This is a genomic window from Shewanella maritima, from assembly GCF_004295345.1.
In the GTDB taxonomy this organism is placed as follows: domain Bacteria; phylum Pseudomonadota; class Gammaproteobacteria; order Enterobacterales; family Shewanellaceae; genus Shewanella; species Shewanella maritima.
Genome location: NZ_CP036200.1, coordinates 4068589 through 4093352, shown reverse-complemented (window position 1 = coordinate 4093352; position 24764 = coordinate 4068589). Strand labels below are relative to the sequence as shown.

The following is a 24764-nucleotide window of genomic DNA, read 5'->3' as shown; positions in this document are numbered from 1 at the left end:
TTCGACAGCTAAGGGATAAACACTTAACTAAAGGGCTATTTGGCAGGTTTGAGGGACATATGACAAGACTCAAGGGCTGACTGACAATGCCGCTTTAATGTCATTAACATAACGCCGAGAGACTGGAACCGATAAATCACATGCATCTGTCTGCAATGATAAACCTGCAGCGTTACCTGAATATGCAGTCACTTGTTCAACATTAACTGCATAAGAGCGATGACAGCGCATCACTTTAACATCTGCCGGAGTTTGCTCGAGTAGTTTGGTCAACGAGGTTCTCAGTAATACACTTTGTTGCGATGCGGCTTTTTTCTCACTAACCTGGAGTTCGGGATTCTCGTCATATTGCAGTAAATAAACTACCTCACAATAATTTTCAGCTGCTTTGATATAAACAAGTTGAGATGCACTGATTTCTAGTCGCTCGGCTTTATTATCGCCAACGAGGGCGATTAGATCGCTTGACACAGACTTACTATGGGCCTGCTTAGCTAAATCAGAAACGGGATGGGTTGACTCATCGAGGTTCTCAGGCTGGACATCGTCAATACTCATTGAGCCTGCGTCAAGCTGTTGATTAGTTCGCTGATGCTTACTGTGATCAAGACTACTGTAATCTAGGTGACTGTGCTCACGATTACCGACCTTATTCTTACTGTTGTTGACTACCAAAAACGCGACTGGGAAAATCGCGACCGCTCCAACATACAAAAAAAACAATAGCTGATTTTGCCAATGCCAGGCACCAAGCACAGAAACGGCAAAATACCCGTGATTAAATATTGCCGCGCACGTAACGTACAATAAAGGCACAATCCAGAAACGATGGCGCTTATACTTCTCCAATTGAGTAAACGTTTGAGGATTAAGCAACATCAGTTCTAGCAGCCCAGCCAACACTATGGCGCAAAACGTTACTGCGCCATAACCAAATAGCTTCAAGTACTTATAGGAGATATCTGCCTCAAAAGTCCCGAAGGGCTGAAATACGAACAAAATCAGCAAAGTGATAGCGGCTACGAACAAGCCACTTTGAATAATGTCCTTATAAGGGTTGTTGCTCTTTTCTAATAACATCAACATAAGATAATACTAATCCATTAATATCTAATAATATTAGCATCTAGGTGTCAGCACGCAAATACTAGAGTGTGTACGGCAAGACGAACTTGAGCTTTAGCAGTAATTGACCGCTTTGTGCCTGTACGCTTCATCTATTTTAAGCTGCTGTATTAACAGATAATTTAAAGCGTCTACCAAGCAGTAAAACGATAATCAACGCGTACCCATCAAGCATCCAACCTTGCCCCAAGCTAAAATCTCCCACACTAAAGGCTAGTGCAATAGGCGCGCCGAGATAATCAGCCCATAGCCATTGCGGACGAGCAACCAAAAATAGAAAACCAAGGAAGGACAAACCTAGCAACCAGCTGATATAGAAATGAGTACCATGCCTTATGTTTTTTAAACCAGCGTTTTCTAGACTATTGTGTTCGTTAGAAGGGGCTTGTTGAACAGCAACAGCAATCATGCCTGCCCATGGCGTAAGACAATAACATAGCGCCATTAGACACAATAACCCAAGCTTGATATTACCTAGCGCCAAATAATCATCGATGGCACTAACAAGCATCAAAACACCTATGCCGCCATAAAGACCAAGACACACTACCATCATCCATTTGCCCACAGTCTGCACAGCGGTTAATGCTGGTTTATGTGGATTAAGCTGAGAACTGTTTAGTTGAACGTGTTTTGACGCTTTCATGTTTTCCTGAACATTCACTGTAAATTCATCCTGAAAGTAAAATAACTGCTAGTTTCTAAGCGTTAGGAGCTTGCTGCATCTTGGCAAGTTTAGCCAGTATGTTATCTGACGATTGTTGCTGACCAACGATAGCCAGCAAGTGCGCGGCGCACTCAGCAGTGCACAAACCGCCGTCAACCTGATTGCGCCTAAGCTGATATGACGACTCAGTTTCGCTCGCGATATATACGTGAGCTAAAGAGTGTAAATAAGGGCTTTTATTGTAGATTTTTCTCGCTTCTTGCCAGGTACTGTCAATAATCACCACGCCTGCAAATTCTTGCCATGATACTGAACTTGCAGCAACAGATTCTGTAATCGGCTGAATCGAGCGACTAACCTCACTAGGCTCAGCACCATTTTCTGCACTATGCTCTTCACTTGAACTAGCTCTATCATCCTTATATACCAGTGCATACTTGCCAGTTTGCAAGCGAGCCAATAAATTTTGATCAGGCTCTTTGCGCTGCCACTCAACGACCAAGCAATCGCAATACACTTCTGCGACCAATTTTCCGGTATTGCTTGGGCGCATTAACTCCCTTGAGTGAGTCAGCAAGATAATTTCAAACATAAGTTATATATGCCTTCGCCAATAGTTGATAGCTGGTTACTACAATTTAGGTGAAAATTTATTAGAGTAATGAATCAGTTAAGAGTGGTATTATACTTCAATGCAAGCCCATCACTACCTAAACTTATTTATCGCCATAATTACGCTAGCTGTCATTCCCGGCCCTTGCGTGCTCGCCATTGTATCTCGAGCAATGAGTCACGGCTTTGGTGCGGCTGCGTTAATGACGCTGGGCGTGGCGCTGGCTGATGTGGTATTTATTTTACTCGCCGTACTGGGGCTTAGCGCACTGGCAAGCATGTTGGGCAGTGCCTTTGTTGTGATTCAATATTGCAGCGCTGCTTATCTGATTTATCTAGGCGTAGGTTTAATATATGCCTCATTAAAAATGCAGCATGGAGTTGCAAGTATCAAACGCAAACAAGAGTGCCAACACCAGCGAGATGAAGATAAACCATCAACAAGCTCTGTAAAGGCAAATAAGCCTACAACTCACCTGCTAACTGGGCTCGCGATAGCCATGAGCAACCCTAAAGCAATAGTGTTCTATGTCAGTTTTTTCCCTGCATTTGTGCCAGTAACACAACTTGGCTATATGGACATTTTGGGGTTAATGCTGCTATCTATTGCTGGTTTTGGTGGTACCAACCTTTGTTACGCAGCTTTAGGAGCCAGCGCACAAAAGCTGCTAACATCAGCCAAAGCGGTAAAAATAATGCAGCTTGTATCGGGAATAATTATGCTCTGTGCAGGCTTTGCCATCAGCTTTGTTATAAGTCAAACAGCTCTCTAATCGAAAGTTCCCTTAACAGGTTTTAGCTCAACTTAGCTAATGAGCCAGATTCTCATAAACAAACACCTTATTAAGCAAAGGCTAAATTTGTTAACAAGTTAGATCATCAAGGTTAACCCGGTTGCAATTACGTACCGCGTCGCAACCTGCTTGTTAATCCTGAGTAGTATTTGCTCAATAACACCCGCCAATAAATGAACAATTTTTAGCTATTCGCTAGGCTAAGACTATCAATTAACCCGCTTGGGCATCCAAAAATAAAAGCACAAGTGGATTAGTCTAGATGGAGCGCATATGGCACTTTCAACATTAAATAGTCAAGCACAGGTTTCTGCGGCTCAGGCTTACCTGACCCAATACCAAACTGATAATAATCAGCAACAGGTGCAGTCGGTTAAAAAGGTCAACCAAACCAATGCAACTCGCTCAGCTAATGAAAGTGGCTACCAGGCGACCCGCGCTCAGCAGCAAGTTAAAAATCGCGAACTACCGCAACCTTCAACCTCAGTAGCCATCAGTAAGCAAGCACAAGAGAAGCTTGCCGCCGAGCTAGCGAGGGAAATAGACGAAAAACATGAAGAGTTTATCACTCCTCTTGAGCCTACCTTACCGAATGAAGGTGAGAAAATTGAAGACTATCTGGCATTCAAGAAAGGCATAAAGCAGTACCAGATATATGCAGACCTCGCCAATATTGCCACAGGCTCGAATCAACACATGTCAGCGTCCACAGCATACTATTTATCAAATAATGACGGAGCCCGTAACGCGACGGTTAACGTGATGAATAAGAATATGCAGATGGCAGCGATGCAAACCTACTATGACACGACTCAGGCTATTAACACTGAAGCCTAGCTTTCAGTCTGCTCATATACTCAATAAATGAAAAACGCCGCTTGATGATATTCAAGCGGCGTTTTTGCTATTTTTTACGACGAATCGAATTAAGACTCAGCAGCTTCCATTTCATCCCATGACTGCTTTTTACGATAAATCGTTGATGGGCTGATATCCAATAACGCTGCTGCTTTTGGAATATTGCCATCGCACATGGCAATGGCATGCTCAATCGTACGTTTCTCAGTTTTCCACAATGCCTCAATCTGCTCATTAGTAATGGATGAAACTTGTTGATTTGGCATTGCTTGCTCAGGCGTATTTTGATACTCACTTCCAACCTCTAGCTGAGCTTGGTCAGCAAACGGCTCGACAGGGTTAGCATGGGCCAGCTGCGTACTAACTTGCACTGTCTCACTTGCATTCGAAACAGGTTTAGCCGTTTGACTTAGTTGAGTTTTGACCTGCTGTGGCAGCATTTCAAATTCGACCTCAGGAGCATCATTTAACACCACAATCTGCCTGATCACATTTTGTAGTTGCCTGACATTGCCAGGCCATGGGTACTGACACAGTGCCGTTTGCACCTGTTTACTGAATCCTTTAAACGGCTTGCTCTCTTCCGTCGCATATTGGCGCAGCAATTTTTTAGCAATCAACAGCACATCTTTTCCGCGCTCTTTTAGCGGTGGCAGTTCTACTGGGATAACATGCAAGCGATAATATAAATCTTCCCTAAACTCGCCTTGTTGCACCTGCTGCCAAGGATCTTTGTTAGTAGCACTAATAAAGCGTACGTCTACTTTTTCATCTTTAGTTCCACCCACACGACGAAACACGCCGGTTTGAATAAAACGCAATAATTTACTTTGAAGCTCAAGCTCCATTTCGCAAATTTCATCAAGGAACAAGGTGCCACCATCGGCCTGGGTTGCTGCGCCATCACGCTGATTAACCGCGCCAGTAAATGCACCTTTGGTATGACCGAATATTTGACTTTCGATTAAGTCTTTAGGAATGGAGGCACAATTTAGCGCGATAAAAGGTTTTTCTGCGCGTTTACCTGCTTTATGAATCGCTTCTGCGCATACTTCCTTACCTGTACCACTTTCGCCGACAATGAACACTGATGCCTTACTATCAGCAACACAGTCAATTGTTTTATATACAGTTTGCATCGCAAGAGACTCACCTATAAAGCCTTGATAGTTAGCTTTAGGTAAGCTTTTTTCATAATCGCCAACTAGCTTCAACAAGCGTCTTTGTTTCAGTGCATTGCGCACGGTAATTGACAATCGTTTGCCATCAAACGGTTTAACTAAAAAGTCAAAAGCGCCAGCTCGCATGGCATCAACGGCTATATCTATCGAGCCATGGGCGGTGATCATAATCACTGTGATATCGGGATGGGTTTGCTGCACTTGGGCAAGAATATCCATTCCTGACATATCTGGCAGTTTAATGTCTAACACCAGTAAGTCCGGTGGTTGCCGATTAATTTCTTTAAGCGCCTCTTCACCTAGCTGGACTAGCTTGACATCACCACCTTCACTGCACAAAAACTCACTGTATAGCGCCCCTAATGACATACTGTCTTCAACTAAAATTACGCTAAATTCTGCCATTTACTCTGTCCTTAGCCTGTTATTCTTTTTCACTTACACGCAGCTTATTCGTTGAGTCGGAGCTTAAGCGCTTTAATACTCATTGTTGCGAGATGCACACATTCATCAATGGCATCCTTGCTTACCTGTTTATCTCTGGCTTGCTGCTCAAGTACTTTCGCTGATGCCGATAAGGCTTTGGCTCCAAAACTACCTGCGCTTGATTTAATAGTGTGGGCCTGCGTTTCAATTTGCTCAAAATCTTCATCATTCAAGCTAACACTGGCAAACTCACTTAAGGTGTTTGCACGCATTTGTGTCTCATCCATAAACACACCGAGCATTTTCGCGAGGCTCGAGACACCTATTGCTTGCTCTAGATCATAGATAATCGCTTCGTCTATAAGTTCATGATTTGGCTCATGAGTTATTTCCTTCTGGTCACTTTCAACTACTTGCGAGCTTTCAGCATCAACTGAAGAGCCTTCTGAGTTGGGTAAGTCCCCCTCAGAGCTAACTGTCTCCCCATGCTTTCTGTAGTTTGAAAAGCATCTGATGCATTACCCGTTAGCAATGAAGTTGATTCTTTTTGCTCTATATTCTCATCAGATTGCTCATTAGCAGCATTGATATCAAGAGACATTGCGGTCGTCATCGCCGCTTGCACTGGCTTTACATTAGCCCAGCGAGCCACGCTGGAAATCAAGTCATGACGAGTGACGGGTTTACCAATGAAGTCTTTCATCCCTACAGCCATGCAAGCTTCAATTTCTTCTTTAAAAACGTTGGCCGTCATAGCCAAAATAAGTTGCTGCGGCTTTTGTGCAAGAATACGCCGAGTAGCTTCAAGACCGTCCATTTCTGGCATACGAATATCCATTAAAATAAGGTCGTAATCTTTACTAAGCGCCATTTCCAACGCTATTGCACCATTATTAGCATACTCAATATCTGCGCCGTATTTATCTAACATGGCGCCTGCAACCATCTGATTTGCTGGGCTATCTTCTGCAAGCAATATGGTCAAGCCCTGAGGTAGACTTAGCTCCGACTTGGCTTCAGTGGTAATACTGGTTTGCGAAGTCGCGCCGCTGATTAAACTGAGCAACATAGAGCGACTGAGTGGTTTATTCACCACTTGCTCAATGCCCATTTGAGCTAAAACTGAAGATAACTCTGGATTGACACCATCACTCAACACAGCAAGTAAACCGCTATCAAAGACATAGTCATTGGTCAGCATTTGAATAGATTTATCATCCATTTCAGTCAGATTTGAATCATCAAGAAGTAATAGGTCAAAACGCCCTTTAACTTTTGATATTTTAAATACATCTTTAATATCAGTAACATAAATAGTACTTACACCATACTGAATGTACTGTTTCTTGACCATCTTACAAAGGGTTGGGTCTGGATGAACTAACAGCACGCGACTGTGCTCAGGCAAATGCACATGATGAGTTTGGCTGTCGCTACTTTCATCTAGGGTCACATACAAGTTAAAGCTACTGCCCTTGCCAGGTTCACTGCTGACCTCTATATCACCACCCATCATGCGTACTAACTCAGCGCAAATAGCCAGTCCTAACCCCGTACCCTTGTAGCTTGTACTGTGGGTATCATGGACTTGCGAAAACTCTTGAAACAGCTTTTGCTGAGCATCGCCACTGATCCCAATACCCTGATCGGTCACGCGGCAACACAGCTCCACTCTCGCTTGGTGGTTATTGGGGATCCACACTTCGACTGTGATGCAGCCCGAAGTCGAGAACTTAATCGCATTGTCCACAAGGTTATGGATCACCTGCCTAAGTCGCTGCGGATCGCCTACCAAAGATTGCGGCACATTGCGATTAATAAAGCTGGCTAAATGTACGCCTTTATCAGCCGCTTTAGTCGCCAAAATTTGCAGCACCTGTGCCACCAGCTTATCGGGCTCAAATTCGTGAGATTCAAGTACCATTTGCCCAGCCTCAATTTTAGAAAAATCGAGAATATCGTTAATTGTATTGAGTAGCGCATCACCGGCTTCTTTGGCTGTATTGGTGTATATTCGTTGCTCAGAACGCAACGGCGAGTCAAGCAGCAGCTCAACACTGCCCAGCACAGCATTAAGCGGCGAGCGGATTTCATGGCTCATGGTGGCTAAAAAGCGAGACTTAGCTTTACTGCCCGCTTCGGCTTGCTCTTTGGCTTGCTTAAGCTCTTCCTCTCGAGATTTTTGCTCGGAAATATTGCGCAAAAATGCGGTAAACAAAAGCTCATCACCCAGTTGAATTGGAATAACCCTAAGCTCAACTGGAAACTCCTTACCACTTTTATTCACCGCTGGCACTTCAATTCGCTTATTAAGCACCGGGCCTTCACCAGTGCGGCGATGGTGCTCCATCCCCTTACGGTGAGGGTCACGAAACCCGGATGGAATGATTAAATCTTCTAACATCTCACCAAGCGCTTCTTCGCGGCGGTAGCCAAATAACTCAACGGCTGCAAGGTTAAACTCTTGCACCCGCCCAGTGATATCAATCGAGATAAGCGCATCCTGGCTAGCTTCAAGGGTAGCCAGCAAAATCGACTCAGAGCGCGCGGCTTCTGCCTCGTTAGTTTTAATCTCAGATAAGTCTTTTACAAAGCCAAGGAAGAAGGTCTCGCCGTCTATCTCCATGCGAGAAACCGATAATTCAATTGGAAATTCTTGCCCAGATTTGGCTTCAGCAACTAGCTCTCGGCGCGTATCAACAACACGCTTTTCGCCAGTATCCAAAAAGCGTTTAATAAAACCATCATGTAAATGTCTGCCCGCCATCGGCGTTAAAATAGCAACATTCTCACCAATTAATTCATCATGTTGATAGCCAAACATCTGCGCAACGGCAGGGTTTGCATCGGTGATAATGCCGCTAACATCAATGATCACAAAGCCATCAATCGCTGATGCTAGTATGGTATTCAGGCGCACATTAGCAGATTCTAACGCTTGGTTGCGGGCATCTATATTTTCTACCATCTGGTTAAATGCCTTGGCTGTTTGTGCTAATTCATCAGTGCCAACCACCGGAATTTGCACCCCAGATTCACCATTTAAAATTCGCTTTGATGCCTGCTTTAACAAAGTAAGGTTTTTGGTGAGATACATACCCAACAGCCAAGAAAACAACGCCACGAGTATCATTTCGAGGCCGGCTATAGACAAAAACTGACGCGATGCTTTGGCTAAAAATGAGTCGAACTCACTGCGATCGAACCCCACTTCAATTGTCGCGATAGCTTGCCCATCAAACACAATCGGATTAGTAATGTTTAGAAGCGCGCTAGATGAGGTGTCGATAGTATGGGTCGCTTGCCCCCAGATTGGAGCGGCCATGCCCTTACCCATACCAACAAGTAAAACGTCATTGTGGTAGATATTGATATGGTTAATTTCGCTTTGGTGACTAAGCGTTTCAGATAACACCGTCAAACGCGTTTGGTCATCATTTTGCACGGCATCTTTTACCGCGAGTGAGAATATATTCGCGATATGACTGGCGCGTTTTTGTAGCTCATCCTGGTTGGACTGCTCAAGGTAGTCGATGCTGGTATACACCAACATTAACAGTAATATCCCCTCAATAATGGCAATTCCAACTATGGTTTTTAATCTAAAGGACAAATCCATTCTCCTTTACTGCTACCGTGATTAAATACACTCACAGCAGCTCATTATTTATTGTGAGACCCAAAGTGCTTTTAGCAAAAAGGTCTTTGTTACTCAGTACTTGGTTTCGAGTATTAAAATTAAAACAACTCGCAAATACAGCATGAAACATGCGCCAACTAAAACTATGAGCTAGGTCTTTGCATTTTGCAATTAAAATCAGATTGCAATGTTCGTTACTCATCCCCTAAAAGCTCACCTGTCGCTAACAAATTGATATTTATATATTAAGCCAACACGGCATACTCCTTGCTGCATCCTAATATTCGCGGCTTTTTTGCTCTCGCATTTTGCAATTAGCCAACGTTAAACTGCCAAGTAGGTGCTGCCATGACACTCGATAACTCGTTTCATATCCTGATTGTTGAAGACAGCAACAGTGAGCGCATGTTTATTCACTCGGTAATCAACGCCATCGAGTTTGAACATGGTGATATTCATATTCAAAGCTGTGCAGACGGCGAACAAGCTCTATCACTTTGTCAGCAAGCTAAGTTTGATCTGGTCGTAAGCGATTGGCGTATGCCAAAACTCACTGGTATCGACCTATGCGTTGCATTGAAGCAGCAAAAGCAGCAGCCTTATGTTCTATTGCTGACAGGTAATAGTCAGGACGACGATCTTGTGTTTGCAATGTCGTCTGGCGCAGATGACTACTTAAGTAAACCTTTCGCACCTAAGGTGTTGCAAATACGCGTCATTGCAGCTTTGAGGATAATTGTGTCGCAGCGCAGCTTGCAACTGCAGCAACGTCAGTTACAACACACACTCAACCTCAATCAAACTCAATTACAGAGTAAACAGTTAGAACTTCAGCAAGCAGCACAACTGCAACAATCACTGCTACCTGAGCACAGTTTCAAACATAATAATTGGCAAGCTCATCACTGCTTTATGGCAGCAAATGAACTTGCCGGAGACATGATGCAGTGCATTGCTATCGATGAGCAGCACCTTGGCTTTTTTATTGTTGATATCACTGGTCATGGCGCAGGGCCTGCAATGCTAAGTTTTACTCTGACCCAACAACTAAGTCCAAATCAAGTTGATTGGCAGAAAACGCCAGCAGAGCTAATGCGCCACCTCAACCAACGTTTTGTGGACCCAGCCGAACAAGGCACCTTTGCCACAGTACTGATTGGCAAGCTCAACACCCTTACCGGTGAGCTGCAGCTAAGCAATGCAGGCCATCCTCGACCTATGCTAATCACGCCTCATGGAACCGAAGAAATTAACATGCCATCTCATTTACCTATTGGCATTTGTGACAGCACCGAATACCGCAACTGGACCGGACAAATCAATGTGCAGGATAAGCTAATGATATTTTCAGACGGAGCTTACGAAGTACAGCATCAACGCCACGGCATGTTTGGCTTACAAAGATTAATTAAGCTATGCCAGGCTGCGGCAGCCGAAGCACCGGAGCAACTGTTGTCGCAACTTCGATATTACTGGAAGCTTTGGCAACAAGGTGAGCAGCAAGATGATATTTCCGTGCTGCTGCTTAGTCCCCTAGTAAAATCTGCTAGCTCTGAGCCTAAGCAGCATCCACATAGAACTGAGTCAAACGCAGAAAATCAAGCATTGCAGCAAATACCTGCAAAGCAAATTACGACAAAAGAACAACCGTTAAAAAAGCTACAGAACGCTAGTTAACCGTATTAGGCATACAAAGAGGATAAGATTATGAATACCTTACAATTAAGTCTTTCGGCAAAGCTACTAGACAATAGCTGTCATTTAAAAGAGCTTGAACAATTCATGTGCCTCAATGGCGTCAAAGAGGGGCAACGCTTTAAGTTGATCACCTGTACGATGGAAGGACTCAACAATGCATTAATGCATGGTGGAGATAAGCTAGAAAATATCATTTTGATGGCACATTGCAGCCAGGACAAAGTGATGATCGATCTTCTTAATCAAGATGATTACCAACCTCTACCTGAGGTCAATGATTACCCTAACCCTAATGATGAAGGTGGCCGCGGCCTATGGATTATGCTCAATTGGATGGATCAGGTCACCTACGAGCCCTCGGTGCTCGGCACTCATTTAAGAATGTGCCTGCTGCGCTAAAAGAACCTATGAAGATTAAGCTAAACTCTACGCTAGCATATCTAAGCCATTCATTCGCGCACCTCTCCTGTCCAAAATTTTTTGTTGGGCAGGAGCGCTCCCTTTAAAGCCACTTTTGCCAGCCTTCCTGACTGCTCGTCGACTCACAACTAGTTAATTTTGAGTCCCTACTTCACAAAAAGAATGTTCCCCGCTGTTCACTAATGCCAATTTGCAATCTGCAACTGTTCGACTTTCGATTTGCAACAACAGCAAACCTTTAACACTTACCACCTCACAACAATAACACCTAAACCCTTGATATAAAACAAAAATAAAAGTTGGCACGGCTTTCGCTTTATCCAAGTACGAGTACACTGATATCTAATCCACTAAGCGAGGCCATTATGATGAAATTTGAAGCAAAACCTAACATGCGTGCCAGCCTTGTTCGTCTTCCAGAAACAATGGTAATGGCTCAAACACCAACTTATCGTGCGGCAATTATCGATTATATCGACCGTGGTAATACCCGACTAGCCATCGATATGAGTGAGCTGCAATACATTGATTCGAGTGGTTTATCGATTCTTATCTCGGCTCGTAATCAAGTTAAAAAATACTGTGGGGAAATTGTACTGCTTAACCCTAACCCAAGTGTAATGGCGCTACTTGAGCTCACTCGTTTACATCACATCATGGATATTTATCAAGACGAGTCCCAAGCTTTGATCGACCTGAGATTTAGCAAGACTACCAAACAAGCAAGTTAGTTCGCAGATGTAGATTTTCAACAAAAACCAACAAACGGAGATGGCACATGAGCTTATTTAACCCACTAACCAAATCGCTATTTAAGCCAACATTGACCATCTTCGTTTGTATGGGATTAACAGCTTGCGTAACGCCAATGGTGCCGACCCAGAATAATATTTGTGAAGCAGACGATCAAAGCGCGACTCATATGACTGTCGCGAATTCACAAGTAAACACAGCCCACTCAAGCAACTGCCACTATTTTGGTCAGCACACGCCATACCTACGGACCCAAAGTGCGCAAACAGATAAACTAATCGCGCCGTTCGAGTCTGCAAAAACAACCGATTTACCCGTCACTGTGGTAACGACAAACTCACAAACAAGTCAAACCTTGACCTTATCGGCAGGTGATAAAATCGATATCAAAATCTTAAATGGTGAAGACTTTAGTCAAGCTGTTGAAGTTGATGCCGATGGCTTTATCTATCTACCCTACCTGCCAGCAATTAAGGCGAAAGACTTATCTATTGCTGAACTGAATCAAGCAATTAAACAAACCTTGATTAATGAAGACATGATGCGCGCCCACGCAATTCGCATCAGCATTTTACCTATCAGCTGGGCGCCGATTAATATCATCAGCTCAGGCGCACTGTTTGAGCCTGGTCAGCACATGATCAACAAAAAACTTCCCGTTGAAAACATCGATGATGGTAGTAACTATAGTGGTGATTTAGCCAGTAACCGCTCGATTGCAGCAGCGCTAAAATCATCTGGCGGTGTGCGCCCTGATGCAGACTTGTCTAGAGTGACGGTAACACGTGATGATAAGGTATTTTTACTCGACCTAAGCGGTATTTTATCGGGAGAGCAAACACAGGAATTCATGTTAGTGAGCGGCGATAGAATTCACGTGCCTAGCACTTATCGCTTTGACGACAAGCTAGTTAGACCATCACAAATCACGCCACCTGGTATTAGAGTGTTTATTTCTAATCTGACTCAGCCAGCAAGTTCAAACAGCCAGTCAGCAGTTGACCGTGAAGCCACTCGCTTTCCTTATGGTACCCGTTTATTGAATGGTGCTATCGCGGCGAACTGTGTTGGCGGCGCTCAATCGACTAATGCGTCTCGATACGTGATTTTGGTGACTAAAAACCCACTTTCAGACGAGCTAGATGTTGTTGAACGCTCAATAGACGACCTAATTCGTAACGCATGGCAACCCAATTTTAATCCTGTATTACTACCGGGCGATGGTCTTGCTTGCTATGACTCTAGAATAACCAATGGCCGCGAGATATTTAGAAGCATCACAGATGTTGTGATCCCTTCAAGCCTGCTAGGCTGGTTATAAGGAGGCGTAGATGAGTAAAACTAACAAACAAAATGATGCGCCAGTTCAAGATGCAACAACTCATGATACGACAACTAGTGATGCATCAAATAATGCGCAGTTATTCGACTTAAATGAGCAGCAAGCACAGAAAACAGATACCCAAAGCATCACAGAGCTAGCCTATCTTTTATGGCTAAAACAGGCTGTTGTTGAAGGTAGTAAGCTAACTCATGCCTCCCGTAAACGCCTGTATTTTCAAACAGCTGCCGCTGCGTTGCTTGTTATCTGGGTAGTAGCTGGCATGCTGATAATTATGGCGCCAACGAAATATGTCAGTAAGTGGACAGTGATTTTACCTGGCAATGGCGCTGGCGCTCTGGTTAATCTTGAAAGTTTAGGCCAGGCAACAACGTCATCAAGCTCACCTTATTTAAGCTCTGCCATCGACCCTAGGGAGAACTATAAAGCGATTGCTAATAGCGAACTACTGCTTATTCGTGCAGGCCAGCTTGCAGGGCTTGGCACAGGAAAAATTGAGAAACCAAAGCTTAAACTACCGACCCAAACAGGATTGATGGAGTTTAGTATTTCAGCCAAAGATCCAGCGACCGCTCAAGCAAAAGCGTGGGCACTATACCGTAGTTTACAAGCTATGTTGGATGATTTACGTGCTGATGAAGTTGCCATGCGTGAAAGCGGCATTCGCCGCGGTTTAAGTGGCTTTTCAAACAAAGTCGACTTAACTCAAAAAGCGATTTTGGACTTTCAATCAGACAAGGGATTAGTGTCACTAGACCAGTTTAAGGAGTTAGCAATCACTATCGAGCGTTTACGTCACAGCCGCGTAACGCAAGTCGCTAAACTAAATGGTTTAAAAGCAAAAGAAAGTGCATTGGCAACAAGGCTAAATACTGATGCAAAGCTTGCGGCTAAGCTATTGAAACTACACAACGACAAACTGATTGGTCAAATGGTCGCAAGTTATAACTTAATCCAGACACAGCGTCATGAAATGTCAGCGCATTATGGTAGTAACCATCCGCAAATGACAACCTTGGCCGCAGAGAAAGCTGAACTATATCAGGCACTAAATGATCAAGTTAACGCACTACTGGCAATATCTTCACAAGGGACTAGCAGCGCACAACTGGTTGATATACTCACCATTGATGATATTGATGGTCGTGCAGAGTTATTTGAAACCTTAATTGCAATCAATGCCGAGCGAGAAGGCCTAGAGCAAGAGCTTGACAAACTAGATCGTGAGATCCTTGAGTGGGAGCAACGTCTTGAATACAGCAATGACGATGCAGCTAAGCTTGAAGATTTGCACCGCGAGCACCAACTTGCCACTGCAATTTTAACTTCAGCGATCGCCAAAATGGATGTTAGCAAAGCGGACGTGTTTACTGCTTACCCTATGTTACAGTTGCTTTCGCCACCAACATTGCCTGCAAAGCCAAATAATCTAACTATGATTTTATTGGTTGTGGCAGCACTTGGCGCCTCATTAATGTCAATCACAGGACTGTGCATTTTATGGATACGCAAACCCTTACTCCGCAAAATGTTGACGAAAAAGCCGTCTATGGCGCAATAGTCTTCAGCCATGTGTTCTGGCTACTTGGAGCGCTTTACGCCATAGCACCAATTCTCGCGTGGTTGCTGTTTATAAAAATGGTCAGCGCTAAGATGTATCGCCAACCTCTTAAAGCGCTAACTGGCCTGCACTACCTATGGTTTGTTGGTATGTGCTTTATGTTACTGGCATTGGTGATTGGCCATCTTGAGCAAGGGTTAGGGATTGCCAAGTTAATCAAGTCCAGTATAGGTTGGGCTAAAGGTTGGGCGCTTTTGGCAATATTCCCAGCACTAAGTTGCCTCAATATCCGCGTAGAGATCATCTATCGCGCCGCATGTAAGGTGTGTAAATATACTGTCATGCTGTTGCCAGTATTCATTCTTGCCTGGCTAGTTGGCTTACCAAAGACGCTGTATGTCTCACCACTGAGTATCATTGGAGGCCCTGGCCCAGAGTTCTTTTCAGTCAGCTTGTATGAAATCGACCCTGGCAGTGGCTTACCACGCTGGCGACTCTTTACCCCGTGGGCACCAGCACTTGGCATGCTTGGCAATTTGTACTTTATCTTTGCACTGCAAGAGAAAAGCTACAACTGGCGCATGTGGGGTATCGCAGGCAGTTTATTGATGGTGTTAATGAGCGGCTCTAGGCTTGGTATTGTGTGTTACATCACCTTGTTTGGTTATTTTAGCTGCTTGCACTGGGTTCGCTCGCCTGTCATGTACTTTCTAATAAGCCCAGTGCTGTTGGCAGCAGGTGCTATTGGCGACAAAATTATTGAAGCAATCACAGGCACCATAACGGCTTTTAAGTCTGCAAGGGCTGACTCAAGCCGCGTACGTGAAGCACTTGCAGATATCGCAATTGAACGCTGGTGGAACGAAGCTATCTTTTTTGGTCACGGCATAGTACATCGCGGTCCCCATATGGTCGAATACATGCCAATTGGCTCCCACCACACCTGGTATGGTTTATTGTTCGTTAAAGGCATCGTTGGTGCAATCGCACTATTCGTGCCGATGATGCTAACCTTTTGCGCATTATTGCTGCGCATCTTCAACAGCCAAATAGCCAAGGTTGGGTTAGCTATTTTGATGCTACTAACTTTGTATACCTTTGGTGAAAACCTGGAGATCCTTGCTTACCTTTTCTGGCCAGGGTTACTGGTACTTGGTATGGCTTTTCATACGGAGTCAGACAATGAACAAACAATGGTAACTGGCTAACTTAGGATTGAATATTCATTTCCTCAAAGTAACTGTCAAGAGCAGATTTGAGCTTTACAGGATCAACTAAGTCCCCAAAACAAACCTTTAGCACTTTTTTACCATTTAAATTCTCATTAGACATAGAAATCGAAATGCGATGAAAACCACACATATAATCGCTTAAATCAAACATATCATCTACGTCATTCACAAACATGAATGCTTCACCGTCTTCGAAAAATAACTCATTGATTTTACTGTTCATGACTCCAACACTCGCTTTTAACAAACTCACTGTCTTCTGGATTTGGTTCAGGTCTATCTTAATATTATCATTTTCTCAACTGTATCATCAGCATCGCGTATTTTTAGCATATGGATTTTCACGTTTATCACCCTACCAATCAACGTTGTCAGTTTTATCCCTTATGTTGCTCTAAAGAGCATTGGCTCTTGTTCATATAAGTATCAACCATGATTTAATAGATAGGCTTAATTGCACCGGCAATATCACTCCAACGACACTCATACTTATTATCAACCTATGCGTCAGCTAACACTTTACAAAAAATCCCTTTACTTCATTAACATAGTGCTTCGCCGTAAAACCAAGGCCTAAATACCATACGGTAAATCAAGCTGCCAAAACTTCATCAAATGGTCACTTTTTCGCATTGCTTGAAGGTTTGTTCACTGCTAAGTTATTGATTGCTTGCCTAAGTTTCATCTAGCAGGGATAAATTTGGCGGCAGAGATTTTAAAGTAAAACAATAATTATTGCGCAACCATGGCTGCGCAAAGTAAAAACTTGTAGGAGATACAATGAGTGAAATAGAGGCAGGAAGCGGCCAAGAACAACTTAAAAACACCACCAAAATTGCATATATCTTATATTTGGTTAGCTTAGTGTTTGGTGTAACGAGCATTATAGGTGTTGTTATCGCGTACATTAATAAGGGCGAGGCAAAGGGCTATCTTGAAAGCCACTATCAGTTCTTAATTCGTACATTCTGGATTGGCTTTTTGTACATTTTCATCGGCACACTCACCGCCATTTTGATTATCGGCTGGTTCATTTTACTGTTTACCGCGATTTGGTTAGTCGTTCGCTGTATCAAAGGGCTTAAAGCACTTGATGCAAATCAGCCAATTGACAACCCAACTAGCTGGATGTTCTAAGGCGCTAATAGCAATTGACCATTAAGGCTAGTTGCAAAAGGCAAAAGGGCAATCATGATGATTGCCCTTTTGTATACTAGCTCATTTATCCGACTTTTAATCTTTCTGCTATTCAGCCATATGCACTTGCTTAGCAAGCATTTGTTGATGCATATAGTCACACCACTTGTCTGTGCCGCGCTCAGGTAATGAAGCATTTGACTGAATATCAAGCTTAAACTCAATTACGCCAAACCACTCGTCGCTACCAATGTCTGGGCCATGACCATGACCGTCTTGACTACTTAAACCTTGTTCAAGTTTCTCAAGAACCTCGTATGTACACGTAATGGGCTTAGCATTTGCCAGCAAACTAGGGTCGTCACTTATCGGAGAGCGCTTAATTATTGGCTCTTCACTACAACCGACCGTGAGCAGTGCTACCAATGCTAAGGTCAACACGATCGTCGTCACAAAAGTTAAATTTACAGATCTCAAATGTTACCCCTAACACCTTGCTTGCTTTGATCTTCGAAAGCGCTTAACAACCTCAGTCCTTCACAGTCCATGCAATTTGCAATTTGCGAACAATTTGCAATTTGTTTGCAACACTCAATATTTCTGGCTATTTGCAGCATGAAACCAAACGGCTTAAATCATCGAAAAACATGAAAATCTTTTTAAATACAATGCTTTGAATGATAAGCACCAATGTTGGCACGAAACATGATAACTCAATAGCATGTCACTAAGCTATTAGCAATAATCGTACAGTTTAAGTCATCAGCAGATTCATACAGCTTAAGCCTTTAACAACGTAGCTTTTGTGCCGGTCATCGTAAACCACAGATGCTAACAAGACTAATCGAGAATGTAAGGAATTGTTATGTTTTTAGCCTCAAAATGGCAAACTTGCCGCCAAACCAGTCGACGCGCGTATAGCCAGGCTATCGCGGGCTTTTCTGCACTTGGCAAAAGTATGCTTTGGTTAGGCAGCGCACAATTTAGTGGCCGACTAGTCCGGGTTGTTTCTAGCATTTTACTGGCGCGAATTTTTACGCCAGAAATCTTTGGTCAGGTTGCCATTATCGTCACCAGCTTTGAGCTCATCTGTACGCTTACCAGACGCATTACCTCGGTCACCTTAATCCGCATGAACGATGAAGATTTTGCTAAACATTTAAGTAGTGCCAATTGGGTCAACATCATCGTTTGCGTTTTTGCGTTGCTATTGATGGTCATCGTTGGCTTTGGGCTTGTTTACTATTACCAAATGCCGTCACTGCTTTGGCCCATGATCGTCATGTCAGCAAGTTTTCTATTGCTGCCCTTAGGGATGAATTACGCCACTCTAAACCTTCGCAACAACAATATGCGCATAGTTGGTCGCGCCAACCTTTGGCAAACAATATCCGATGGCGTATTAACCGCACTACTGGCCATAGCAGGCATGGGAATTTGGGCAGTTATCATACCGAAAGTGTTGGTCATTTTTGTATGGATAGCCGTTCATCGTTATCAAAATCCATTGCCCTCGCACGGCAATGCAAAGCGCAAGTTCCAGACTGGCTATTCAGCAGCCAAGTTCAATACTGCGAAGTCACAGTGCACTATGTTGCTTCGAACTGGTGTCCCTGTGGTATTAAGCGATGTCGTCATCGCCTTAAGACAGCATATTGACTACTTGCTAATTGGCTACTTTTTGGGGTTAGAAGCGCTGGGTGTCTACTTCTTTGTTTACAACATTAGTCTAGGAATAAGCCTTGGCCTAGTTAACAGTTTTGGCACCGCATTTTATAGCTATATCTGCTCACACAGCAAAAGCAAACTTCAGGCATTAAAGCCCGAAAATACGCAAGACTGTCAGCGCAGAAAATTCATCAATAGCAGCTTTGCCATCATGGCTGTCACCAGCGTCATTATTATTAGTCAAACGGCATTAGCTCCTTGGTATGTGCCCTTTATTTACGGTGACAAATGGTTAGCTACGGACGCCTTGAGCCTGTTTACTTTTTTATGCTTGAGCGGGCTTACAAGACCATTAGCAGAAGCGGCAAGCCAGCTGTTATTGGCAAACAACCTGGGCAAGCTCAACCTCAAGATCAACTTATTTTTAACAGCGACGCTAGCCGCAGCCATCATAGTAGGAGCACAAATATCCACGCTCGCGGTAGCGCAAGCTGTCATGCTGTGCTGTTTAACATTGATGCCAGCAGTGTTCTATTTCAGCTACAACAAGGTTTTTCGTACTAACGCTCACCTTTCGATAGGAGAATCATTATGAGTGCAAAAATTTCAGTGGTAATGCCAGTCTACAATGTAGAAAAATTCGTAAAACAAGCGATTATTTCAGTATTAGAACAAACGCTTACAGACTTTGAGCTACTAATCGTAAATGACTGTGCAACCGACAATAGCCTGAGCATTTGTGAGTCATTCTCTGATCCGAGAATTCGTATCATTAATCATCCTGTCAACCGCGGCTTAGCGGCAGCGCGCAACACAGGTATTCGCCATGCCATCGGTCGTTATGTCGCCTTTATCGACAGTGATGATCTATGGCATCCAACTAAGCTTGAAAAGCACGCCAAGCATTTAGATGATAACCCAAAACTTGGCCTTAGCTTCTCTCGCAGCGCGTTTATTACTTTTGACGGTGAGCCGATGGATTTTTACCAAATGCCAAAGCTAACCGATATTGATGGTGCGCACTTACTATGTCGCAACCCTGTGGGTAATGGCTCCGCACCAGTTTTGCGTCGCAGTGCATTAAATGACATTCGTTTTGCACATCATGGCAAGCAAGCATATAGCTGTTACTTTGATGAAGACTTCAGACAATCTGAAGATATTGAGTGCTGGTTTAGATTGATCACTACAACTAAGTGGAAAATGGAAGGCTTACCTGAGCCACTAACCTTTTATCGCTTAAACCATGGTGGTTTGTCTGCCAACTTATTAAAGCAGTTAAAGTCTTGGGAGCAAATGGTTGCAAGGGCAAGGATATACGCACCTAAAGTGCTAGCTAAGCATGAGCAAACAGCTAGAGCATACCAACTAAGGTATCTTGCAAGACAAGCCATTCGTATTAACGATGGCAAAATGGCTGCAACCCTAGTTACACGTGCACTTGCGACATCACCAAGAATCATCGTTGATGAAACTAGCCGTACCTTCACGACATTGTCGGCAGCATACTTACAATGGTTGTTACCTCAATTTTGCTACCAGTATTGTGAGCAACTAGGACAACGTATGATTGGTAGCTTGCAAAAGTATCGTATCAACCGCGAAGCCGGTACAAAAGTAACCAATTCGCTCGGTAAAGCAGATAGTTAAGTCAATAACTAAACCGATAACGAAGCACATTACTTGAATGATTACGACTATGGTTCTTTCAATCCTCACTGATACAAGCACTGTTAACTAAGTTAACCTAGATTTTAAGTTAACAGTGCTTTCTATCGTTCAACTTACTTTCATATATTGGTAAAGCAAGGTTCTTGCTTGTCGCAAATATTTTTTTGCATAGGCATATCTAAATTCGCAGCTTGCAAGATGCCTATCAAAACTATTCGCAAATTCAAAAACACTTCAATACCTTCAACTATCAGAAAGCATAAAAATCAAAATAAAATCAATAAAAACAGTGCATTAACAAACATGGCACATTCTTAGCTAATCTACTGTATCAAAGTACAACTACAGCTAAGCAGAGGTCATTATGCGTACTCATATTAATCAAATAGCCTTCAGCATTCGGGTATTTGAAATCATCAGCGCGATGATGCTTTTAATCGTGCTTAGCCCACTATTGATAGTCAAAGCACTTTACTTACTCGCTCGAGGAGAGCAGGTATTCGAACAAATCCAATTTCATGGTCACATGGATATGTTCAACCAGTATCAGTTCACGCGTGGCAGATTCTCAGGTATTTTGCATCTGCACAATGTCCTGACTGGTGACATGGGTTATGTTGGTAGTAGAGCTCAATATGCAGTGATTGAAGCAACGCCTTATACAGTGCGTCCTGGTTTGATGTCATTTGAGAAAATGCATCAACAGATGGGCATTTGTTACGACAAGTTTACTGACGATCCTCACCTAAATCACAGCATTAGCAACTACTTAGTCACTCTTGGTCGATGCATCATCGGCTACGCTCTAGCTTTAACCAAATCAAAGCTCAGCATTGAACCACAAGTCATGAATGAACCCAAAACGGATCCAAAGCCGGTTGAAAATAAGTTCGAGATATTTAAGGTTCGCATCGACAACCTGACGATGACGCAAGCCATCAACAGCGTAGTCAACACAGCAAAGGATAAGCAACCCAACATATTTGAAGGGCTGCGCTCAACCCCTAACCAATGTCAGCAATTTTGTTTCGTAAACACTGACTGTTTGAATACTGCATACAAAGATGATCCATACCGCCAAACGCTAGCTCAAGCCAACAAGGTTTTTGCTGATGGCAGCGGTATTCGCTTAGCGAGCAAGTTATTAGGGTTTACCGTCAAGGACAATGTCAACGGCACAGATATGTTACCGCTGCTATGCCAAAAAGCAGCCAAGCAACAACTACCACTCTTCTTACTTGGTGCTAAGCCAGGCGTTGCCCAGCAAGCCGCCAATAAGCTTGTTGCTGCCCACCCAGGGCTGGAAATCGCTGGCACTCAAGATGGATATTTTGATGAAGCGAAAATCGATGAAGTTATCACTACGATAAATCAATCCGGCGCGAAGATTCTTTTAGTTGCCATGGGCGCGCCAGTTCAAGATAACTGGATTGCTAAGTACCAACATCGACTGCAAGTACCTGTTGCCATGGGCGTGGGTGGGTTATTCGACTTTTATGCAGAGCGAGTTAGCCGTGCCCCCGTTGCAATTCGTCAAATTGGTATGGAATGGACGTGGCGCTTGATGCAGGAACCTGCCCGCATGTGGCGTCGCTATCTTATTGGTAACCCTTTGTTTGTTCTGCGAGTTATCGAAACAAAATTTAAACTGAAAACAGGTTTAGAAGCCGTCAGTAAAGCACTTAGTACAACAAGTACGCCGCAATCGGATGATGACAAAGTTGGCAACGCTATTGAAACCAACCCAATTGGTCACTTTAGTCACCACAAATTGAAATATGCTTCACGTCGTAAGCAGCGTTACTACTTAAAACTACTAGCAGCCAAAGTCGCAAAACGCAGCTTTGACATCGTCGCCTCCGCTATTTTGATGCTGTTATTAAGCCCACTGCTATTAATCACAGCACTGCTAATTCGTATTGAATCACCGGGCGCGATTTTATTTACCCAGACTCGTGCTGGGCTTAACAATCAGCCTTTTACCATGTGGAAGTTTCGCTCGATGTTTATTGATGCAGAAGCAAGGCTTGCCAAATTGCAACAGCAAAATGAAATGCGTGGTGGCGTGATCTTCAAAATGAAAAGCGATCCAAGAGTAACCCGTGTTGGACGTTTTATTCGCAAAGCCTCTATTGATGAGCTTCCGCAGCTTTGGAACGTATTTATTGGCGAAATGTCACTAGTTGGCCCAAGACCTGCACTACCTAGTGAGGTAAGCCAATATCAGCCTTCAGATCATCGCAGATTGCTAACTAAACCTGGCATCACTTGTATCTGGCAGGTTTCTGGACGCTCAGATATCCCTTTTGACCGTCAAGTAGAACTAGATGTTGATTACCTTTATAAACAGTCATTTACACAGGATTTTAAGTTGTTATTGAAAACCATACCGGCAGTTTTATTCGCCCGTGGAGCATACTAACTCAAGTAGAGCTTAAGACAATTCAATAACGTAGGCTGACTCATACTCACTAGGAGGTCGCATAATGCAAGCCATCATATTTGCAAATCGCAACGGCAATGAACTTGCTCCGCTAAACGATTACTTTTGCCCAGCACTTATGAAAGTGGCAAATAAAGCGGTTGTTGAGTACACCCTAGATAATTTGAAACAAGCAGGGTTTTCGCGCGCGACACTGGTAGCCGCTAATGACATCAGCAAACTAAAAGACCACTTACAAGACGGCAGCCGCTGGGGCATTGAGATTGACTATGTGCTGAGTAAACCCCAAGAGTCAGTCGCGTCCGTATTGAATAAACTCAAGCTTGATACTAACACCAAGAATTTATTGATCCGTGGCGACATGATTATCGCCGCCTCTATTTCAGAATATATAGAGTTGTGTCAGCACATGCCGAGCACCTTTATTAGCGCCAAGCTTAATGGCGCAAACCCCGGCATCTTGATGCTGCCTGCAGCGAAAGAGCATCTTTCAATGCTGGACTGGCCGTTGACAACTAACCATCAAGCAGCAGCGACTTGTGGGTCAACTGTAGAAAAAGCCAGTGTTAGCCAGATATTACATGGTGAGTGTTTCTACCTAGATAACTTCGCCAGTATCATCGCCGCCAATCGTTATATTTTGACGCATCCTCTAAAATTTACCTTATCAGGTAGGCAGGTAAACCCAAATAAAAACCAATGGCTTGAACATCAAGTGCATTTAACTTCACCGCAGCATTTCAATGGCAGTGTTGGTGCTTTTAGCCATATCGATGCCAACGCAAAAATCAGCGGTTATGTCAGCCTAGGACAACACACTTATGTTGGTGAATCGAGCATTAAAGACAGCATAGTGATGGACAACACCAGCATAGGTGACGGCCTAAATTTAGATAATATGATCGTAGTTGAAAACACCCTTATCAATGCAATCTCTGGTCAAGTTGTCACCATTCATGATGACAATATTATCGCAGCGGTTAACTCACCTACTCTACAAGGTCAACATCTTGCCCACCAAAACCTAACAGCTGCACATATCAATGGTGAGCAAACTGGGCTTAACCCAAGTCAAAGCGTCAGCGCAGGACAAAAGCTATGTTCATTAATGCTGCTGCTTTTAAGCTTACCGGTCATGGTAATAAGCATTTTTCAGGGCATAATGAAGGGTCAGCGCAATATTTGGATTAGCTACAAGGCTCAAGACAACCAAAGTGGCAGTATCAAAATGTTTGAGCTTAACTGCAAAAATCCTCTCGTGCGCCACCTTCCTAAGCTGCAACACGTACTAAGCGGCAAACTGCAACTGTTTGGCGCCGCTCCCGAATTAACAGACAAAGACGCAAGCTTTGATAGTTCAGCGCCGCAAAAACCAATCAAACGATACGGCGTTTTTGGTCCCGTACAGTTGTTTTTAAACAAACCACCTAAAGAAGAAGTAGATTTAATCGAGCTTGAATATGCCAATTTATCCCAATGGGGATACCTGCAAAAGCTGTTGGCAACCCGTTCTTAGGGCAAGAAAGACAAATCAGT

Annotated in this window: 21 protein-coding genes; 13 read left to right on the top strand and 8 right to left on the bottom strand. The window is 43.6% G+C overall.

All coding sequences use genetic code 11. The annotated features are described in order from the left end of the window. Positions 1-69: 69 nt before the first annotated feature. The 3 genes from EXU30_RS17330 to EXU30_RS17320 all read right to left on the bottom strand — a co-directional run bounded on the left by EXU30_RS17330 (position 70) and on the right by EXU30_RS17320 (position 2384). Entirely contained in the window at positions 70-1086 is a 1017-nt protein-coding gene (locus tag EXU30_RS17330; protein ID WP_130602145.1) for a LytTR family DNA-binding domain-containing protein, read from the bottom strand. 136 nt (positions 1087-1222) lie between these two features. Next, the gene (locus tag EXU30_RS17325; RefSeq protein ID WP_130602143.1) at positions 1223-1771 is read right to left on the bottom strand and encodes a hypothetical protein; all 549 of its coding nucleotides are present in this window, start codon (positions 1769-1771) and stop codon (positions 1223-1225) included. 55 nt (positions 1772-1826) lie between these two features. Then, positions 1827-2384, bottom strand: coding sequence for a tRNA-uridine aminocarboxypropyltransferase (locus EXU30_RS17320; RefSeq protein ID WP_130602141.1), 558 nt, complete (start codon positions 2382-2384; stop codon positions 1827-1829). A gap of 100 nt (positions 2385-2484) precedes the next feature. On the opposite strand from EXU30_RS17320, the gene EXU30_RS17315 reads away from it, so the two are divergent. Beyond that, on the top strand, positions 2485-3177 hold the full coding sequence (locus EXU30_RS17315; protein ID WP_130602139.1) for a LysE family translocator: 693 nt from the start codon (positions 2485-2487) through the stop codon (positions 3175-3177). Between the two features lie 294 nt (positions 3178-3471). After that, entirely contained in the window at positions 3472-4035 is a 564-nt protein-coding gene (locus EXU30_RS17310) for a hypothetical protein (protein WP_130602137.1), read from the top strand. 89 nt (positions 4036-4124) lie between these two features. Here EXU30_RS17310 and EXU30_RS17305 read toward each other — a convergent pair whose 3' ends face one another. The 3 genes from EXU30_RS17305 to EXU30_RS17295 form a co-directional block, all read right to left on the bottom strand. Beyond that, positions 4125-5642 carry a sigma-54-dependent transcriptional regulator gene (locus EXU30_RS17305; protein WP_130602135.1) on the bottom strand — a complete coding sequence of 506 codons (1518 nt, stop codon included), beginning with the start codon at positions 5640-5642 and terminating at the stop codon, positions 4125-4127. Positions 5643-5686: 44 nt separating this feature from the next. Next, positions 5687-5950 carry an Hpt domain-containing protein gene (locus tag EXU30_RS17300; protein ID WP_165399043.1) on the bottom strand — a complete coding sequence of 88 codons (264 nt, stop codon included), beginning with the start codon at positions 5948-5950 and terminating at the stop codon, positions 5687-5689. 122 nt (positions 5951-6072) lie between these two features. Further along, complete coding sequence (locus EXU30_RS17295; protein WP_242620253.1) at positions 6073-9276, bottom strand: PAS domain S-box protein; 3204 nt, start codon at positions 9274-9276, stop codon at positions 6073-6075. 375 nt (positions 9277-9651) lie between these two features. On the opposite strand from EXU30_RS17295, the gene EXU30_RS17290 reads away from it, so the two are divergent. From EXU30_RS17290 to EXU30_RS17265, 6 genes are all read left to right on the top strand, one after another. Then, entirely contained in the window at positions 9652-10980 is a 1329-nt protein-coding gene (locus EXU30_RS17290; RefSeq protein ID WP_130602131.1) for a fused response regulator/phosphatase, read from the top strand. Positions 10981-11010: 30 nt separating this feature from the next. Further along, positions 11011-11400 (top strand): ATP-binding protein, encoded by a 390-nt coding sequence (locus tag EXU30_RS17285; protein WP_130602129.1) that lies wholly within the window; start codon positions 11011-11013, stop codon positions 11398-11400. A gap of 386 nt (positions 11401-11786) precedes the next feature. After that, entirely contained in the window at positions 11787-12152 is a 366-nt protein-coding gene (locus tag EXU30_RS17280; protein WP_242620252.1) for an STAS domain-containing protein, read from the top strand. 47 nt (positions 12153-12199) lie between these two features. Next, positions 12200-13495, top strand: a complete 1296-nt coding sequence (locus tag EXU30_RS17275; protein ID WP_130602127.1) for a polysaccharide biosynthesis/export family protein — start codon at positions 12200-12202, stop codon at positions 13493-13495. Between the two features lie 10 nt (positions 13496-13505). After that, the gene (locus EXU30_RS17270) at positions 13506-15077 is read left to right on the top strand and encodes a GumC domain-containing protein (protein ID WP_210147230.1); all 1572 of its coding nucleotides are present in this window, start codon (positions 13506-13508) and stop codon (positions 15075-15077) included. Further along, complete coding sequence (locus EXU30_RS17265; protein ID WP_130602125.1) at positions 15017-16285, top strand: O-antigen ligase domain-containing protein; 1269 nt, start codon at positions 15017-15019, stop codon at positions 16283-16285. Before EXU30_RS17270 ends, EXU30_RS17265 begins: the two co-directional genes overlap by 61 nt. A 1-nt stretch (position 16286) precedes the next feature. Here EXU30_RS17265 and EXU30_RS17260 read toward each other — a convergent pair whose 3' ends face one another. Then, a complete protein-coding gene (locus tag EXU30_RS17260; RefSeq protein ID WP_130602123.1) occupies positions 16287-16532 on the bottom strand; it encodes a hypothetical protein in 246 nt (81 codons plus the stop codon). A gap of 557 nt (positions 16533-17089) precedes the next feature. Between EXU30_RS17260 and EXU30_RS17255 the strand changes: the two genes are divergently transcribed. Beyond that, a complete protein-coding gene (locus EXU30_RS17255; protein WP_130602121.1) occupies positions 17090-17446 on the top strand; it encodes a DUF4870 family protein in 357 nt (118 codons plus the stop codon). A gap of 108 nt (positions 17447-17554) precedes the next feature. On the opposite strand, the gene EXU30_RS17250 is transcribed toward EXU30_RS17255, so the two are convergent. Then, the gene (locus tag EXU30_RS17250) at positions 17555-17923 is read right to left on the bottom strand and encodes a hypothetical protein (RefSeq protein WP_130602119.1); all 369 of its coding nucleotides are present in this window, start codon (positions 17921-17923) and stop codon (positions 17555-17557) included. A gap of 388 nt (positions 17924-18311) precedes the next feature. Between EXU30_RS17250 and EXU30_RS17245 the strand changes: the two genes are divergently transcribed. The 4 genes from EXU30_RS17245 to EXU30_RS17230 all read left to right on the top strand — a co-directional run bounded on the left by EXU30_RS17245 (position 18312) and on the right by EXU30_RS17230 (position 24744). Further along, the gene (locus EXU30_RS17245) at positions 18312-19709 is read left to right on the top strand and encodes an oligosaccharide flippase family protein (RefSeq protein ID WP_130602117.1); all 1398 of its coding nucleotides are present in this window, start codon (positions 18312-18314) and stop codon (positions 19707-19709) included. Further along, complete coding sequence (locus EXU30_RS17240; RefSeq protein WP_130602115.1) at positions 19706-20764, top strand: glycosyltransferase family 2 protein; 1059 nt, start codon at positions 19706-19708, stop codon at positions 20762-20764. Before EXU30_RS17245 ends, EXU30_RS17240 begins: the two co-directional genes overlap by 4 nt. 385 nt (positions 20765-21149) lie before the next feature. Continuing rightward, the gene (locus EXU30_RS17235; protein ID WP_130602113.1) at positions 21150-23207 is read left to right on the top strand and encodes a WecB/TagA/CpsF family glycosyltransferase; all 2058 of its coding nucleotides are present in this window, start codon (positions 21150-21152) and stop codon (positions 23205-23207) included. A 64-nt stretch (positions 23208-23271) separates the two neighbouring features. Next, complete coding sequence (locus EXU30_RS17230; RefSeq protein WP_130602111.1) at positions 23272-24744, top strand: sugar phosphate nucleotidyltransferase; 1473 nt, start codon at positions 23272-23274, stop codon at positions 24742-24744. The last annotated feature ends 20 nt before the right edge of the window (positions 24745-24764 follow it).